This window comes from Pseudomonas sp. PDM31, assembly GCF_019218965.1.
Taxonomy (GTDB): Bacteria; Pseudomonadota; Gammaproteobacteria; order Pseudomonadales; family Pseudomonadaceae; genus Aquipseudomonas.
Map to the genome: position 1 here is coordinate 134,514 of NZ_JAHUWS010000003.1, position 16,402 is coordinate 150,915.

Annotated in this window: 12 protein-coding genes; 11 read left to right on the top strand and 1 reads right to left on the bottom strand. The window is 62.2% G+C overall.

Translation table 11 applies throughout. The annotated features are described in order from the left end of the window. Positions 1–139: 139 nt before the first annotated feature. Positions 140–1,135, bottom strand: a complete 996-nt coding sequence (locus tag KW839_RS07105; RefSeq protein ID WP_218423846.1) for an AraC family transcriptional regulator — start codon at positions 1,133–1,135, stop codon at positions 140–142. Between the two features lie 594 nt (positions 1,136–1,729). Between KW839_RS07105 and KW839_RS07110 the strand changes: the two genes are divergently transcribed. The 11 genes from KW839_RS07110 to KW839_RS07155 all read left to right on the top strand — a co-directional run bounded on the left by KW839_RS07110 (position 1,730) and on the right by KW839_RS07155 (position 16,395). Then, positions 1,730–3,451, top strand: a complete 1,722-nt coding sequence (locus KW839_RS07110; protein ID WP_218423847.1) for a SulP family inorganic anion transporter — start codon at positions 1,730–1,732, stop codon at positions 3,449–3,451. 57 nt (positions 3,452–3,508) lie between these two features. After that, positions 3,509–4,327 carry a polyphosphate kinase 2 gene (gene ppk2 / locus KW839_RS07115; RefSeq protein ID WP_060541697.1) on the top strand — a complete coding sequence of 273 codons (819 nt, stop codon included), beginning with the start codon at positions 3,509–3,511 and terminating at the stop codon, positions 4,325–4,327. A 460-nt stretch (positions 4,328–4,787) separates the two neighbouring features. Continuing rightward, positions 4,788–5,291: a type VI secretion system contractile sheath small subunit gene (tssB, locus tag KW839_RS07120; RefSeq protein ID WP_218423848.1), complete on the top strand. Its 504-nt coding sequence runs from the start codon at positions 4,788–4,790 to the stop codon at positions 5,289–5,291. A gap of 33 nt (positions 5,292–5,324) precedes the next feature. After that, a complete protein-coding gene (gene tssC / locus KW839_RS07125; protein ID WP_218423849.1) occupies positions 5,325–6,887 on the top strand; it encodes a type VI secretion system contractile sheath large subunit in 1,563 nt (520 codons plus the stop codon). A 30-nt stretch (positions 6,888–6,917) separates the two neighbouring features. Then, complete coding sequence (gene tssK / locus KW839_RS07130) at positions 6,918–8,270, top strand: type VI secretion system baseplate subunit TssK (RefSeq protein WP_218423850.1); 1,353 nt, start codon at positions 6,918–6,920, stop codon at positions 8,268–8,270. Beyond that, positions 8,267–8,950, top strand: coding sequence for a type VI secretion system protein TssL, short form (gene tssL / locus KW839_RS07135; protein ID WP_218423851.1), 684 nt, complete (start codon positions 8,267–8,269; stop codon positions 8,948–8,950). The genes tssK and tssL overlap by 4 nt, the downstream gene beginning before the upstream one ends. Positions 8,951–8,960: 10 nt before the next feature. Continuing rightward, positions 8,961–9,944: a hypothetical protein gene (locus KW839_RS28045; protein ID WP_371318047.1), complete on the top strand. Its 984-nt coding sequence runs from the start codon at positions 8,961–8,963 to the stop codon at positions 9,942–9,944. After that, the gene (locus tag KW839_RS28050; RefSeq protein ID WP_371318048.1) at positions 9,938–10,699 is read left to right on the top strand and encodes an OmpA family protein; all 762 of its coding nucleotides are present in this window, start codon (positions 9,938–9,940) and stop codon (positions 10,697–10,699) included. Before KW839_RS28045 ends, KW839_RS28050 begins: the two co-directional genes overlap by 7 nt. 15 nt (positions 10,700–10,714) lie before the next feature. Next, positions 10,715–11,206 carry a type VI secretion system tube protein TssD gene (gene tssD / locus KW839_RS07145; RefSeq protein WP_218423852.1) on the top strand — a complete coding sequence of 164 codons (492 nt, stop codon included), beginning with the start codon at positions 10,715–10,717 and terminating at the stop codon, positions 11,204–11,206. A 147-nt stretch (positions 11,207–11,353) separates the two neighbouring features. After that, positions 11,354–13,996 carry a type VI secretion system ATPase TssH gene (gene tssH, locus KW839_RS07150; protein WP_218423853.1) on the top strand — a complete coding sequence of 881 codons (2,643 nt, stop codon included), beginning with the start codon at positions 11,354–11,356 and terminating at the stop codon, positions 13,994–13,996. Next, on the top strand, positions 13,993–16,395 hold the full coding sequence (locus KW839_RS07155) for a type VI secretion system Vgr family protein (protein WP_218423854.1): 2,403 nt from the start codon (positions 13,993–13,995) through the stop codon (positions 16,393–16,395). The genes tssH and KW839_RS07155 overlap by 4 nt, the downstream gene beginning before the upstream one ends. Positions 16,396–16,402 lie beyond the last annotated feature (7 nt).

A 16,402-nucleotide genomic window follows, 5' to 3' on the forward strand; every position in this document is an offset into this window, starting at 1 on the left:
GCAGGCTAGCGCCCACAGGGATTGATGGTGACCAGGAAATTTTTGATCGCCCGGATCAATTGTGGGAGCCAGCCTGCTGGCGATGGGGCCGGCACAGCCAATACAGATGCTGACTGACACGCCCCGGCAAGGTGAACAATCAAACCATCGCGAACCCCAAACGTCCCTCCCGCCGGCCATTCTTCACCTCTGCCGGACTCACCCCATACGCCTTCTGAAAATACTGGCAAAACCTCCCGACATTGCTGAACCCGTATTGCAACGCCACCTCGGTCACCGAAGGCGCGGTCTCACCGGCAAGTTCGGCATAGGCACGCTCCAGCCGTACTTGCCGCTGATAAGCCACGATCGACATCCCCATGAACCGCTGAAATCCATCCTGCAGCGCGCGCAGGCTGACATTGCTCAACCGGGCCAGGTCCGTTCCGCTGACCAGATCATCGGGATGTTCCTGGATGTACTCGACCGCCAACTTGACATGTCGCGGCGCAATCGTCGGGGCAGGGCGTCGCAGCGCTTGCGTGAAGTTGTGCGGCCAGGCTTGAAGTACCGCATCAACCAGCATCTCGCGCAGGCGCGAAGGCAGTAGCGCGCCCGCATTGATCAGCAGATCGAACTCGTTGCCCGTGGCCATCTCCACTAACGTGCGGATGACCTGGAAGGCCGGGACATTCAGATCCACTACGGGCTCGAAATACAGCTTTTCCAGAATCGGCTTGCCCAGCAGGGTCGACAGGCGCTCGGCAAACAGTGCGCGCCGGATCGAAATTCCGTGCTGGGCATGGTTGTCCATGAAGCGCATCGAGCGGATATCAGCCTTGTCGATGGCCAGGCCGACCTGGCTACCGCCAACGGTGGCATGGTTGTAGAGGATCTTCCCGGCGCTGGGGATGACGAAGGTAATCTCGTCCAGTGGCTCGGGAAAGTCGACGGTGAAATCCCCCAGGTAGTGCATGCGGCGAAAGCTGACACCGTCGTGCCTGCCATACACCCCGCCGATGATGATGTCTTTGGGCGGCGGTCGCGAGTCGGCATAGAGATTGCCGAACATCTTCGAGAACAGCGCGCCAAAGTCGTCGCAGTTCAGGTCGCTGGATCTGAGGATGATGTTCTTGCGCGTCGTGCTTGAGTACACCGGAAGTGGCACCTTGGGCGGAGGAGCGGGGACCCTGCTGCAGGGCGCAGTCGATCGCAGGTCGAGCGCCGCGGCCAGGGCAAGCGCGCTGACGCTATCAGGCTTTAATGACAGGATCGTGACGGGGTTTGCCCTGAGGCGTTGCGTGCAGCGCCGTGACGCAAAGGCTTATCAGTGCCTTTTGGCCGATACCTGCTGCGCCATGGCTCAAACTCGCAGAGGCTGTCCTTGTGGGACTGCCTGGGTCGTACTATCGTCAAACATCAGATTTAGAGGGACTTCCTGCCACCAGGGCCGCAGAGGGAAGTCCACGATAACGCACCAGATGTCCCATACCCGACGTTGTTCTTCGATGGTCAGGCCTTTGCGCAAATCCACTGGCCGGCGCCATTGACCGAGTCCGGCCATATCGGCCATTGCCGGTAGATTCAACCCCGGTTTTTCATGCCCCGGCGCCTGGGTTTTGCGACCTTGAGCCGATTGCCTGTGGGGACAGGTGAATGGCGTATGTGCAAAGACCAGATGAACAGATCAGACCCGGTGAACCGGGCACACGCAAAACTTTATAAGACCGATTCCGACAGGGAGTGATACATGAGTGAGCAGGGCAGCCATCCGCAGTCGCGGGTTCCCGGTACCCGACACCAGGGCACCTTGCGTGGCCTGCTAATACCCGAGTGGCTGAACAACTACAGGCCGGACTGGTTCAGGGGCGATGTCATCGCCGGGCTGACGGCGGCGGCCGTGGTCATTCCCAAGGCGCTGGCGTATGCCACCATTGCCGGCCTGCCGGTGCAGGTCGGGCTGTATACCGTATTGGTGCCGATGGTGATCTATGCCGTGCTCGGCACCTCGCGCCCGCTCAGTGTCAGCACCACCACCACCCTGGCGATTCTCGCCGGCTCCGCGCTCGCCCAGGCCAGCCCGTCCGGTGATCCGGCGTTACTGTTGGCGGCCTCGGCCACCTTGGCCTTGATGGTGGGCGCGATCCTGATCATGGCCGGGGTGCTGCGCCTGGGTTTCGTTGCCAACTTCATTTCCGAACCGGTACTGGTGGGCTTCAAGGCGGGCATCGGTGTGGTCATCGTTCTCGACCAGTTGCCCAAGCTGCTGGGCATTCACATCGACAAAGGCAGTTTCCTGCACAACCTGGTGGCGATTTTCCAGGGGCTCGGACATGTCTCGCTGCCGACCGTGGCGGTCGGCGTTTGCATGCTGGCGGTGCTGGTCGGCATGAAGCATTTTACCCCTCGATTGCCGGCGCCGCTGATTGCGGTAGCGCTCGGCATTATCGCCATGAGCCTGTTTGATCTGGAGCGTTTCGGCGTGTCGGCGGTCGGCGTGGTGCCGATTGGGCTGCCCGCACCGGTATTGCCGATCTGGTCGTTGGCCGCTGATCTCTGGCCGTCTGCGATGGGCATCGCGTTGATGAGCTTTACCGAATCCATCGCCGCTGCGCGCGCCTTCGCTCGCAACGATGAACCCACGCTGCAGCCCAATCGCGAATTGGTCGCCACCGGCATGGCCAATATCGGCGGGGCGTTTCTTGGCGCCATGGTCGCTGGCGGCGGCACCACCCAGACGGCGGTCAATCGCCTGGCCGGGGCTCGCTCGCAATTGGCGGGGTTGATCACCGCGGCACTGGCGCTGGGTACCTGCCTGCTGCTGGCGCCGTTCATTGGCATGATGCCCAATGCCACGCTTGCCGCCGTAGTGATTGTGTACTCGGTGGGCCTGATCGAGCCCAGGGAATTCCGCGAGATCCTGTCAGTGCGCAAGACCGAGCTGGTCTGGGCCATCGTCGCCATGGTCGGCGTCATGCTGCTGGGCACCCTGCAAGGGATTGTCGTCGCCATTGTCGTGTCGCTGCTCGCCCTGGCCTATCAGGTTTCCGATCCACCGGTGCACATCCTGGGTCGCAAGCCCGGCACCAACGTGTTCCGTCCACAGTCCCCGACGAACCTCAATGACGAACACTTTGACGGGCTGCTATTGCTTCGGCCCGAAGGTCGCATCTTCTTCGCCAATGCCGAGCGTATCGGCATGAAGATACGGCTGTTGATCGAGACACACGAGCCGGGGGTCGTCGTCCTCGACCTGCGCAGTGTGTTCGATCTGGAGTACACCGCCTTGAAGATGCTCACCGGCGCTGAACAACGTTTGCGCGAAAAAGGCGTTTCGCTGTGGCTGGTGGGAATGAGCCCCAGCGTTTCGGCTATGGTAATCAAGGCACCGTTGGGGCGCACGCTGGGCGAGGCGCGCATCTTCCATAACCTGGAATTGGCGGTTGAGCACTATCGGCTCAGTCGACTGTGAATGGCAGCTGTCGGGCGCTTCCTGACACTGTTCGGAGTATCTAGCGAGGTTTGCACCATGGCAAAGAAAAAGGCAGCAGTGAAAAGCCAACCTGATGACAGCGGCAAGCTCAAGAACAAGGTCTATCTCAATGAACTGGCCCGGCTGCACGTTGAACTGGTCAAGTTGCAGGAGTGGGTGAAAGAGAAGGGCATCAAGGTTTGCGTGATCTTTGAAGGGCGCGATGGCGCCGGCAAGGGCGGGACGATCAAGGCCCTCACCGAACGGGTCAGCCCACGGGTGTTCCGCGTCGTGGCACTACCGGCACCGACCGATCGGGAAAAGAGCCAGATGTACCTGCAACGCTATCTGCCACACATGCCGGCGGCCGGTGAAGTGGTGATCTTCGATCGCAGCTGGTACAACCGCGCCGGCGTGGAGCGGGTGATGGGGTTCTGCACGGACGAGCAGCTCGAGACCTTTCTCACGGTGGCGCCGCGGGTCGAGCAGGCACTGGTCGAATCGGGCATCATCCTGATCAAGTACTGGCTGGAAGTCAGCGAAGAGGAGCAGACCCGTCGACTCAAGGGACGTATCACCGACGGCCGCAAGATCTGGAAGCTGTCGCCGATGGACCTCAAGTCCTACAACCGCTGGTACGACTACTCCCGTGCCCGGGACGACATGTTCAAAGCTACCGATACCGAGTTCGCCCCTTGGCGTGTCGCCAACTCGAACGACAAGCGCCGGGCCCGTCTCAATATCATCAGCGATCTTCTCGCCAGCATTCCCTATGAGGATGTGAAGCGCGCCAAAGTGAAACTGCCTAAGCGGCAGGCGCAGGGTGACTACCGCGAGCCGGATTATCCGTACCGCTATATCACCGAGCAATTCTAAGGTCTTGCAGACCGCCCAGCCTGCGCTCAGTCCTGAGTGCTTTCGAGCACAGCTGTGGTGATATCAGAGATCGGGTATTCCTTGTCTTCTGATTTCATGACGGCTGTGCCGCGCTGTTATTGCAGCGAGTCAATAGATTGCGTGTAGGCAATTTCTCTAATCATGTAGGATGTTGCTGCTCCTAATGCGGGCAAGTTCTGAGTGCGACGTAGCCTTGATCTAAATATTAGTTACAGGATGGTAAGCCTGCGTAAGTTAGTTCAACATTCCTCCTGTTAAGTGTTTGAGTGTTTGTTTCGGCAGCTGTACTTACCCTGTCTATGGTCTATTTTGTTGCTCTAACAGCTTGCATGCTGTGGTCGGTAATGTGACTTCATAATGCCGGCGGGCATCGCGGGTTCGAATTTGTAATTGATTTTTTGTAACGGTGTAAATCGTTACAAATGCTCATGGAGGATTTATGGCTTCTGGTAGTTTTCAAAACGAAGTGCCCAAGGCTCGGGTGAATATCAAGCTCGATTTACATACCGGTGGCGCGCAGAAAAAAATCGAGCTGCCGCTCAAGTTGATGGTGATGGGCGACTACAGTAACGGTCGGGAACAGCGTCCGTTATCGGAGCGAGCCAAAGTCGGCATCGACCGCAACAATTTCGACAGCGTGCTGGCCGAGTACGCGCCCGAAGTCAAGCTGGTGGCGTCCAACACCCTGGCCGACGAAGCCGGCGAAATCCCGGTGGAGTTGAGTTTTGGCCGGATGAAGGATTTCGAGCCAGAGCAGGTGGCCCGGCAGATTCCACAACTGCGTGCGCTGCTGGCGATGCGTAACCTGCTGCGCGACCTCAAGTCGAACCTTCTGGACAATGCAATGTTCCGTCAGGAACTGGAGCGCATCCTCATGGACGAGTCGCTGAGCGATGAACTGCGGGGCGAGTTGGCTGCCCTCACTGCGCAACAAGTTGGTTAATTCAACTCGGTTTGTTTAAAAGGAAGTTTCAATATGTCTACTGAACAATCCAACGTGCAATCGCGCGGCGCTACGGTGTTGTCCGAAGAAAACCAGGGCGTGTATGGCGCGCTGTTTGGCAAGATCAATCTGAGTCCGGTAAAAGTGCTGGGCGAAATTGAAGTCTTTCAAGACGCCGAGGCACTTTCCGATGTTTCGGCCGATGAGCGCGTGACCGCCGCAGTCAGCGTTTTTCTCAACTTGATCAAGCAATCTTCCCACAAGGTCCAGCGTCTGGACCGCACGCTGCTCGACGAACACATTGCCTCACTGGATGCGCAGATTAGCCGGCAACTGGATGCCGTGATGCATCACGAGGACTTCCAGCGTGTGGAGTCCACCTGGCGGGGTGTGAAGTCGCTGATCGACCAGACCGACTTCCGCCAGAACGTGCGCGTCGAACTGCTGGACATCAGCAAGGACCACCTGGTCCAGGATTTCGAAGATGCCCCGGAAATCGCGCAAAGCGGCCTGTATGTGCAGACCTACATCCAGGAATACGACACCCCGGGCGGGGAGCCGATCGCCGCGGCCATCTCCAACTTCGAATTCGATCGCAGCCCCCAGGACATCGCCTTGCTGCGCAACATTTCCAAAGTCGCGGCCGCTGCGCACATGCCATTCATTGGCTCGGTCGGGCCGGCCTTCTTCGGCAAGCGCTCGATGGAAGAGGTGGCGGCCATCAAGGACATCGGCAACTATTTTGACCGCGCCGAATACCTCAAGTGGAAAGCCTTCCGCGAGAGCGACGACGCCCGTTACATCGGCTTGCTCATGCCTCGCGTGCTCGGGCGCCTGCCGTATGGCCCCGACACCGTTCCCGTGCGCAGCTTCAACTACATCGAGAGCGTCAAGGGGCCGGACCACGACAAGTACCTGTGGACCAATGCGTCCTATGCCTTCGCGGCCAACATGGTCAAGAGCTTCATTGCCAACGGCTGGTGTGTGCAGATCCGTGGCCCGCAGGCGGGCGGCGCGGTCACCGACCTGCCGATCCATCTGTACGATCTGGGCACTGGCAATCAGGTGAAGATTCCCTCGGAGGTGATGATCCCGGAAACCCGCGAGTTCGAGTTCGCCAACCTCGGTTTCATCCCGCTGTCCTACTACAAGAACCGCGACTACGCCTGCTTCTTCTCGGCCAATTCGACGCAGAAACCGGCGCTGTACGACACCGCGGACGCCACCGCCAACAGCCGGATCAATGCGCGCCTGCCGTACATCTTCCTGCTGTCACGAATTGCCCATTACCTGAAGCTGATCCAGCGCGAAAACATCGGCACCACCAAGGACCGCCGTGTGCTCGAGCTGGAGCTGAACAAGTGGGTCGGCGGGCTGGTCACCGAAATGAACGATCCGGGTGATGACCTGCAAGCGTCGCACCCGCTGCGAGCTGGCAGGGTGACGGTCGAAGATATCGAAGACAACCCGGGTTTCTTCCGCGTCAAGTTGTATGCCGTGCCGCATTTCCAGGTGGAAGGCATGGACGTCAACCTGTCGCTGGTTTCGCAGATGCCCAAGGCCAAATCCGATTCCCGTCCCAGCCCCAGGGTTTAAACCTCAGCCACTTCGCAGGGATACGACCCAATGAAAATCGACCGCCCCTTGTGGGCCGCGGGGGCATTGCTGTCCCCGCAGCAATTCCAGCAGCAGGCACGCTGGGAAGCCTGGGCCAACGAGTGCCTGGCTCGTCTGAGCCTGGTGCACCCCTGGGGCGTTCGCAGCGTCGCCTTCGACCTCGAAGCCCTGCGCCTGGGCACGCTCAAGGCTACCCGGCTGAACCTGCGCATGCCCGACGGTACCTTGATCGACACCGATCATGTCGATCGGCTGCCCCCGGGCCTTGAGTTGTCGCACCTGTTACCGGGTGATAGCCAGACCGCGACTTTGCTGCTGGCCCTGCCGCTGGAGCAGGCCAATGGCAACAACTGCCTGTTTGACGGCGAGGGGGACCGACCCACCCGTTATCGCCAGGACTGGCGTCAGGTACAGGACATCTACGCCGATGAGGTGCAATCGGTCGGCGTGCTCGAACAGGTGCTGAGCCTGCGCCTGCAGCACGACGAGAACGGCGATTACCTGACCTGCCCGATTGCGCGGATGGTACGCGACGGGCAGGGCGCCTGGAGCCTTGACCCCGACTACATCCCGCCCTTGCTCAGTTTCGCCGCGCACCCGGGGCTGCTGACGCAACTGGATAACCTGTTGACCCAACTGTCCTCCAAACGGCAGCGACTGATGGGCATGCGCCGCGAAAGCAATCAGCGCATGGCCGACTTCGCCGTGGCCGACGTGTCGCTGTTCTGGCTGCTCAATGCCTTGAACACCTACCAGCCGGTGTTGGCCGATCTCAAGGCCTGGCCTGCCAGGCCTCCCGAGCAGGTCTACTTGGAGCTGACCAAACTGGCCGGCAGCCTCCTGACATTTTCCCTGGAACACGATGTCGAGCAGATTCCGCCTTACCGCCACGATCACCTGGAAAGCGTGTTGCCGCCGCTGTTGCGCATGATTTCCACGTTGCTGGAGGCCAGCCTGCCTTCGCGGGTCATCGCCCTGGACCTTGAAGAGCGTTCAGCCAACCGCTGGCAGGTGCGGCTCGACGACCCTCGGCTGCGGGAGCCGGACAGTGCCGATTTCTATCTGTCGGTGCGTTGCCGCCTGCCGGCCGTGCAACTGCAGAGCCAGTTCCCGCGCCTGTGCAAGATCGGCACGCCGGACGAAGTCGATCAACTGGTCAACGCCGCCCTCGACGGCGTGCCGTTGCAGTCCCTTAGCCACGTGCCGGCGGCCATCCCCCTGCGCCTGGAAAACCAGTACTTCGCCCTCGACCTCAACCATGCCAAGGGGCAAGCCATCCTGGCTCAGGGCATCTGTGCCTTCTACGTCCCGAGCACCCTGGCCGACGTCAAACTTGAACTGTTCGCGGTACTACGCGCATGAACCTGATCGAAACGAAACAACACAGCGTCATCGCGGTGGACATCGACGCCTTGTTGCAGGACAGCTACCTGCTGGTGGTCGAGTTGCGGCAGGGGGCTTCGGCGCAAAACAGCGATGAAGTCAAAGCGCTTTGCGTGCAGCAGGTCGAGCGTGTTCGCCAGTCGCTCGAAGAGGCCGGCCTGGCGCAACGCAGCATCGACCATATCAGCCATGCGCAATGCGCGTTGCTCGATGAAACCATGCTCAATCTCACCCACGACGATGCCCATTCGCGCTGGGCCAGCGAACCCTTGCAAACCAGGTTCTTCAACCGCCATCAGGCCGGGGTGTTCCTCTACGAGGACATGCGCGAGGTGCTGCGCGAACCGGCGGCGGATCCGCTGGTGCTGACGGCTTTCCAGCGGGTATTGACCCTGGGCTTCAAGGGTCGTTACGCCGATATCAATGACCCCGAGCGCGAGCAACTGCTGGCCGCCCTGAATGATCGGGTCGCGCCTTTGCCATTGCATCGACGCTCGACCGCGACGTTGAGCGGCGGGCAGGGCATGACGCGGCTGCCGCAACTGCGCTCACCCCTGGTCAATGCCGTGGCCGCCGGCCTGTTGCTGATCGGTGTCTGGTACGCGCTCGATGAGTGGCTGGGTGGCCTGGTGGCGACGCTGTTATCAGCAGACGCCTGAGGTGGGGTCCATGACGCTCAAACTCAAACAAGGGCTCTGGCTATGGGCCGGTGCACTGGCCCTGATGCTGCTGGCGATCATCCCGCTTGACGGATGGACGCGCGGGGTTGGCGTCTTGATCGTTGTCGGCAGTGTTGCGTTGGCGAGGGTGCGGGCGGCGCGTCAGGCAGCGCAGCAACGGGAACTGCCCGGTTCCCTCGATGAATTCGCGCTGCCCCCGGCGAGCTACGGACATCCCGTGGTGCTGGTCTGTGGCGACGGCCTGTCCAGCCTGTTTGGTTTCGATGCCTGCGAGCATCCCGCGCAGCGGTTGACCGAGCAGGGATGTTACCTGCGGGTCGCCCGTGTGCAGCAGCTGCCCGGGCTGGTCGACAGCGTCATGACCTTGCGCCCCCAGTGGGGCGGGCAGCTCAGCGTGATGTTGATCGTCAACCCGGGCGAGCACATCAATGCCGCGGCGTTGGCCGGGCAGGTTCGTACCTTCATTCATCAGGTCGCACTGACGCGCAAGCGTGGCTTTAGCTTGCCGTTGCTGCTGGTCAGCTATCAGCAGTCCCCGGCAGCCAAAGGGGCCTGGTTCAGCTGGGGCGCCGGGCAGGGCCAATGCAACATTCTGCAGGCCGGGGCCAGCTTCAGCCCTGAGGACTGGTATCGGCAATCCGCGCAGAGTGCAGTCCACACGCAACGATTGCAGGCGGGCATCCAGCTCAACGGCGCCGCCGCGTGGCTGGACGAGCAGGTCCTGGCGCACTTCACCTGCCGTGAAGGTCGCCAGCCTGTCGGCCTGCCGCTGGTGTGGGCCTGCACACTGGTACCGGCACTGCCCGGATATGTTCCCGGCAACCTGTGGCGGCAATGGCAGCGTGACAAGACCGCGTTGCTGGACGCCGATGTCGCTGTGCAAGTACCGGGGGAGTCGCTGCCGTTCCCTGATCCTTTGCTGACGCTGCTGCCCGACAGGCACAACCTTCGCCACGGCGTGGCGCCATGGTGATCGCGGTGTGGCTGTTCGCTGGCGCCGCCGTCGTCGCCCTGACCAGCTCGGCCTGGCAGAACACCTTGCTGCTGCGCCAGGTCAGTGACGACCTGCGCCGTTACACATCCATTGCACCGACCGCGCGTCCCGAGCAACCCGAATACGCCCGGCGCGAGGATGCGTTGAACGTGCTGCGCGAGGACGCAGTGCGCCTGGACAGTTACTACCGCCTGGGCGCGCCCCTGGCACTGGGCCTTGGCCTGTATCACGGCGAGCGACTGCGTGAACGGCTGTTGACCACCATCGCCGAGCACAGGCAACCGGTGACCCGCCCGCTGCCGGCACGCACCGCGCGAACCGTACGTCTGGACAGCCTGTCGCTGTTCAGCACTGCCAGCGCCCAACTCAAGCCTGAATCGACCAGGGTGCTGATCGACGCCCTGGTCGGCATCAAGGCCCAGCCGGGCTGGCTGATCGTCATCGCCGGGCATACCGATGCCGTGGGCAGCGACGAACACAATCTGCAGTTGTCCCGCGCCCGTGCGGCCGCGGTGCGTGACTGGATGCAGCGCATGGGCGGTATCCCCGACAGCTGTTTCGCGGTGCAGGGCTTTGGCAAGAGCCAGCCGATCGCCAGCAATGACACCGAGGCGGGGCGCCAGGCCAACCGTCGCGTCGATATCCGTCTGGTCCCGGAAGTGGGGGCCTGCGCGCTACCCACGGCCGGGGCCGACGTTCAATCCCCTGTCGCAAATGCGGCATTTGTGTACTGAGAAAAGGAGCATCACATGGCAATTCCCATTTACCTGTGGCTGAAAAATGACGCTGGCAACGACGTCAAAGGCTCAGTGAACGTAGTAGGGCGCGAAGGCAGTATCGAAGTGGTCGCTCAGTCCCATAGCGTTTACATCGCCACCGACGACAACACCGGAAAATTGACCGGTACCCGGACTCATGCCCCGTACGTGTTTACCAAGGAGGTCGATGCCGCCAGTCCATACCTCTATCAGGCTGCAACCACCGGCCAGACGCTCACCAGTGCCGAGTTCAAATGGTATCACATCGCCACCAACGGCCGGGAAGAGGAGTACTTCAACGTCATGCTTGAAAACGTCAAGGTAGTGAGAGTCGCTTCGAAAATGCATGACATCAAGGACCCGACCAAGTCCAAACACAACCACCTGGAAGAGGTTGAGTTGCGCTACGAGAAGATCACCTGGCTCTACCTGAGCGGCAACCTCATGCACGACGACTCCTGGAACCAGCGTTCGAGCGCATAACCCGGGAAAACCGGCAGGCAGCGCTTGCCTGCCGGTTCGGTGTGCTGGGTTGAGCGTCTGCTCGCGGACGTTCAACCCAGCCCATCCCGCCACTTCCATCGCCCCCACCGACCACCCCCTGAGCCCTCAGCACAAGGACGTATCGCCATGCCCCACAACTCAACCCGCCTGCTTCGCCGACTCAATCCCTACTGCGCCCAGGCGCTCAGTGCAGCGGCTTCCTTGTGCCAGAGCCGAGCCCATGGATGGATCAGCATCGAACACTGGCTGCTCAAGTTGCTGGAGCAGGGGGAGGGCGACCTGACCCTGATCGCCCGTCGTCACGAATGGGACATGGACGCACTTTGGCGCGGTCTGCTTGACCATCTCGATACGCTGCCGCGCAGCGTGCAAGGCAAGCCGCAGTTGTGCGGCAAGTTGCACAAACTGATCGAGAGCGCCTGGTTGCGCGCGTCGCTGGAAGGGCATGACAGCCTGCGTTCGGTGCACCTGATGGGCGCGTTGCAGGACAGTCCGCAGCTGCTGGCTTGCGATGCGGCCTGGCCCATGCTGAGCCTTGGTGAAGTGCACTTGCAGCAGCTGTCGACGCTGCTCGATCAACATTCTGAGGAACGCCCTCCGGTCCAACAGCAAAGTGCACTGGACCAGACCGCGGCTTTGCCCATCCCCGGTGCTGCCGTGCCCGACGCCTTGCAAGCGATACTGGACAAGTTCACCCAGGACGTCACCGCCAAGGCGCGGGCCGGGCAGATCGACCCGGTGTTCGGGCGTGACGATGAAATCCGTCAGGTCATCGACATCCTCAGCCGCCGGCGCAAGAACAACCCGATCCTGGTCGGCGAGCCCGGCGTCGGCAAGACCGCGCTGGTCGAAGGCCTGGCCCTGCGCATTGCCGACGGCAACGTGCCGGACAGCCTCAAGGCGGTCAGCGTGCGCACCCTGGATCTGGGCCTGCTGCAAGCAGGCAGCGGGGTCAAGGGCGAGTTCGAGCAACGCCTGAAAAACGTCATCGACGCGGTGCAGCAGTCGGCCAACCCGGTGTTGCTGTTCATCGACGAAGCCCACACTTTGATCGGTGCCGGCAACCAGGCGGGCGGTGCGGATGCGGCAAACCTGCTCAAACCGGCCCTGGCCCGTGGCGAATTGCGCACCATCGCCGCGACCACCTGGAGCGAATACAAGCAGTACTTCGAGCGCGATGCCGCACTGGAGCGGCGCTTCCAGATGGTCAAGGTCGACGAGCCGGACGATGCCAGCGCCTGCTTGATGCTGCGCGGCCTCAAGGCGCGTTACGCCAGCCATCACGGCGTGCACATCCAGGACGCGGCGGTGCAGGCGGCGGTCAGCCTGTCGCGGCGCTACCTCACGGGCCGGCAGTTGCCGGACAAGGCCGTCGACCTGCTTGACACCGCCAGCGCGCGGGTGCGCATGAGCCTCGACTGCGAGCCCCAGACACTGGTGCGGCTCAAGGCCCGGCATGCCGCGCTGGAGCTGGAGCGGCGTGCGCTGGAGCAGGATGTGCAACTCAACGGCAGCGACCTGGGCGAGCGTTTGAGCCTGATCGCCGGGCAACAGGTCGAGCTGCAGCAACAGCAGGACGACCTGCTGCGCCAGTACCACTACGAGCTGGAGCTGACCCGGCAATTGCTCGATGCGCGCCAGGCCGAACCCGCCCGCAGCGACCTCTGCGCGAAACTGCAGGAGCAGCTGCAGCGAGCCCAGGGTAGCCAGCCGATGCTGTCCCTCGACGTCGATGCCCGCAGCGTCGCCGAAGTTATCGCCGACTGGACCGGCGTGCCCCTGGGCAGTTTGCTTAAGGACGAACAGGCCAGCCTGCTGGCCCTGGAACAGCAACTGGGCGAGCGGGTGATTGGCCAGGATGCTGCCCTCGGCGCCCTGGCCCAGCGCCTGCGCGCCGCCAAGACCGGCCTGACCGAAGAGCAGGCGCCGCTGGGGGTATTCCTGCTGGTCGGCACCAGCGGCGTCGGCAAGACACAAACCGCCCTGGCGCTGGCGGACTGCCTGTTCGGCGGCGAAAAATCGCTGATCACCCTCAACCTCTCCGAGTACCAGGAAGCCCACACCGTCAGCCAGCTCAAGGGCTCGCCACCGGGCTACGTCGGTTACGGCCAGGGCGGCGTGCTCACCGAAGCGGTGCGCCAGCGGCCTTACAGCGTGGTGTTGCTGGATGAGGTGGAAAAGGCCCACCGCGACGTGCTCAACCTGTTTTATCAGGTGTTCGACCGCGGCTTCATGCGCGATGGCGAAGGGCGCGAAATCGACTTCCGCAACACCGTCATCCTGATGACCTCCAACCTCGGCAGCGATGCGCTGCAAAACGGCCTGCGCGAACAGCCCGAGGCCAGCGACAGCGAGCTGCACGAATGGCTGCGACCGCTGCTGCGCGAGCACTTCCAGCCCGCCTTGCTCGCCCGCTTCCAGACCCTGATCTACCGCCCGCTGCAGGCCGAGGCGCTCAAGCGCATCGTCGTGCTCAAACTGGCCAAGGTCGCCAAGCGCCTGCACCGCCATTACGGCCTGACCTGCCAGATCGACGATGGCCTGCACGACGCACTGGTCGCCGCCTGCCTGCTGCCCGACAGCGGCGCCCGCAACATCGACAGCCTGCTCAGCCAGCAGATTCTACCGGTCCTCAGCCAGCAGCTGCTGCAGCGTCAGGCCGCCCGGCATAAAACCCTTGGCGTGACCCTGGGCTACAGCGACGAGGAGGGCATCACCCTGCAATTCAGCGACGCGCCCTCAGCCGTTGCGATGGAGGGCCAGGCATGAGTACCTTCTTCGACCACAGCCGCCACAAACTCAAGATCGACCAACTCGACACCCACCTCGACGTCCTCGCCTTCGAGGGCCATGAGTACCTCAGCCAACCCTACCTCTACCGCATCGAATTCACCGCCAGCGACCTCGACATCGGCGCGGAAAAACTCATCGGCCAATACGCCGAGTTCAGCCTGTATGCCCACCCGTCGACGCGGCCGGTGATGTCCTGGGACGAACCCAAGCCAACCAAACCCCTGCGCACCCTGTACGGCCGCATCACTGGCTGCCAGCGCCTGTCCGCCTCGGTCGACGAAGCCCGCTACGAAGTCACCCTGCAACCGCGCCTGGCCTTGCTCGATCGCGGCCAGCAAACGCGCATCTATCAGCACCAGTCCGTGCCGGACATCGTCAAAAGCATCCTGCGCAGCCGCCACGATCTGGACACCGGGCACTTTCGCTTCACCCTCAAGCGCGACTACCCGTCCCGCGAACAGGTCATGCAGTACCAGGAAAGCGACCTGGCCTTCATCAGCCGGATCCTCGCCGAAGTCGGCATCTGGTACCGCTGCACCCAACACGAAAAACTCCACTTCGACATGGTCGAGTTCTGCGACGACCAGCGCTGCTACCAGTTCGACGTCGAATTGCCGCTGCGCTCACCCTCCGGCTTCAGCAACAGCGACGAGGACAGCGTCTGGGCCCTGCAAACCCGCCACCAGGTGGTAGAGCAGCAGGTCAACGTGCGCGCCTACCACCCCGAAGACAGCCGCGCCTACCTCGATGGCGAAGTCGACCAGACCCAGGGCGAGCCGGCCGTCCACGGCAAAGTCGAACGCCCCGGCGCCGACAACACCTACGGCGAGGCCTACCACTACGCCGAGCCCTACCGCGTGCTCGGCAAGGCCCACCTGCGCGACGAAGACCTGCAAAGCGAAAGCGGCTTTTTCTACGCACGCCTGCGCCACGAACGTTACCTCAACAACCAGACCCACCTCAGCGGCACCAGCAGCAGCGCCACCCTGGCCCCCGGCCAGGTCCTGACCATCAGCGGCGACACCCCCAAGGCGTTCACCCCCCGCGTAGTGATTAAAAAGATCGCCATCCGCGCCGCCCGCGACCGCAGCCTGACCTGCGATTTCGAAGCCATGCCCTATGCCTTGCGCCTGTGCTTCCGCCCCGAAATACCACCCAAACCACAAATCGCCGGCACCCTCCCGGCACGCATCACCCACCCCCAGAGCAACCCCCTCTACACCGAAATCGACCAGCAAGGCCGCTACCGGGTCAAATTCCTCTTTGACCGCGACACCTGGCCACCCGGCCGCGAAAGCAAATGGCTGCGCCAGGCCCGTGCCTACGCCGGCGACACCTACGGCCTGCACCTGCCGCTGATCGCCGGCACCGAAGTGGCCATCGCCTTCGAGCAGGGCGACCCGGATAGACCCTACATTGCCCACGCCTTGCATGATGACCAGCACCCCGACCTGGTGACCATGCGCAACGACCACCGCAATGTGTTGCGTACACCGGCCAACAACAAGTTGCGCCTGGACGACACTCGGGGGCAGGAGCACATCAAGCTCAGTACCGAGTATGGGGGCAAGAGCCAGCTCAATCTCGGGCATTTGGTCGATGCCGAGCGGAAGAAGCGTGGGGAAGGGTTTGAGCTGCGTACGGATGACTGGGGCGCCATCAGAGGTGGAAAAGGTGTGTTTATCAGCGCCGATGCGCAAGCGAAGGCGCAGGGTCAGGTGCTGGACATGGACGCCGCTGAGACCCGCCTGCAACAGGCCGGCGAACAGCTGCAACAGCTCTCCACAGATGCGCAGACCGCCAAAGCGGATCCGGCCGACGTCGCCGCGCAACTAAACCTGCTGCGCCAGGATCTGGAACAACTCAAGTCCCAGGTCCTGCTCCTCAGCGCCCCGCAAGGCATCGCCCTCACCAGCGGAAAACACCTGCAACTGGCGGCCAAGGACAACCTGATGCTCAACGCCGGCGGCGAAGCCGACCTCAGCGTGATCAAGCGCCTGTTCATCGGCGTGGGGCAGGGGATGAGCCTGTTCGTGCGCAAGCTTGGCCTCAAGCTGATCGCCAATCAGGGCCCGGTGAGCGTGCAGGCACAGAACGACAAACTCGAACTGATTGCCCGCCATGGCCTGACCATCACCAGCACCGAGGACGAAATCCACATCACCGCAAAAAAGAAAATCGTCCTCAATGGAGGCGGCAGTTACCTGAGCCTGGACGAATGCAGCATCGAGTCCGGCACGGCGGGCGATCACAAGGTCAAGGCGGCGCATTTCAAACACAGCGGTGCAGCCACGCAAGCACTTGAAATGCCGGTGCAATCACGAGTGGGCGAACACCCAACCACCTCCTCGGACCTTTCGGATTTTTCCGCCTGATCCTCTT

Bases quoted from the DNA above. Each gene is read 5' to 3' on its own strand.
- tssC (WP_218423849.1), top strand. From the start codon at position 5,325: ATGTCTACTGAACAATCCAACGTGCAATCGCGCGGCGCTACGGTGTTG.
- tssB (WP_218423848.1), top strand. From the start codon at position 4,788: ATGGCTTCTGGTAGTTTTCAAAACGAAGTGCCCAAGGCTCGGGTGAAT.
- KW839_RS07155 (WP_218423854.1), top strand. From the start codon at position 13,993: ATGAGTACCTTCTTCGACCACAGCCGCCACAAACTCAAGATCGACCAA.
- tssD (WP_218423852.1), top strand. From the start codon at position 10,715: ATGGCAATTCCCATTTACCTGTGGCTGAAAAATGACGCTGGCAACGAC.
- tssH (WP_218423853.1), top strand. From the start codon at position 11,354: ATGCCCCACAACTCAACCCGCCTGCTTCGCCGACTCAATCCCTACTGC.
- KW839_RS07110 (WP_218423847.1), top strand. From the start codon at position 1,730: ATGAGTGAGCAGGGCAGCCATCCGCAGTCGCGGGTTCCCGGTACCCGA.
- tssL (WP_218423851.1), top strand. From the start codon at position 8,267: ATGAACCTGATCGAAACGAAACAACACAGCGTCATCGCGGTGGACATC.
- KW839_RS28050 (WP_371318048.1), top strand. From the start codon at position 9,938: ATGGTGATCGCGGTGTGGCTGTTCGCTGGCGCCGCCGTCGTCGCCCTG.
- tssK (WP_218423850.1), top strand. From the start codon at position 6,918: ATGAAAATCGACCGCCCCTTGTGGGCCGCGGGGGCATTGCTGTCCCCG.
- KW839_RS28045 (WP_371318047.1), top strand. From the start codon at position 8,961: ATGACGCTCAAACTCAAACAAGGGCTCTGGCTATGGGCCGGTGCACTG.
- ppk2 (WP_060541697.1), top strand. From the start codon at position 3,509: ATGGCAAAGAAAAAGGCAGCAGTGAAAAGCCAACCTGATGACAGCGGC.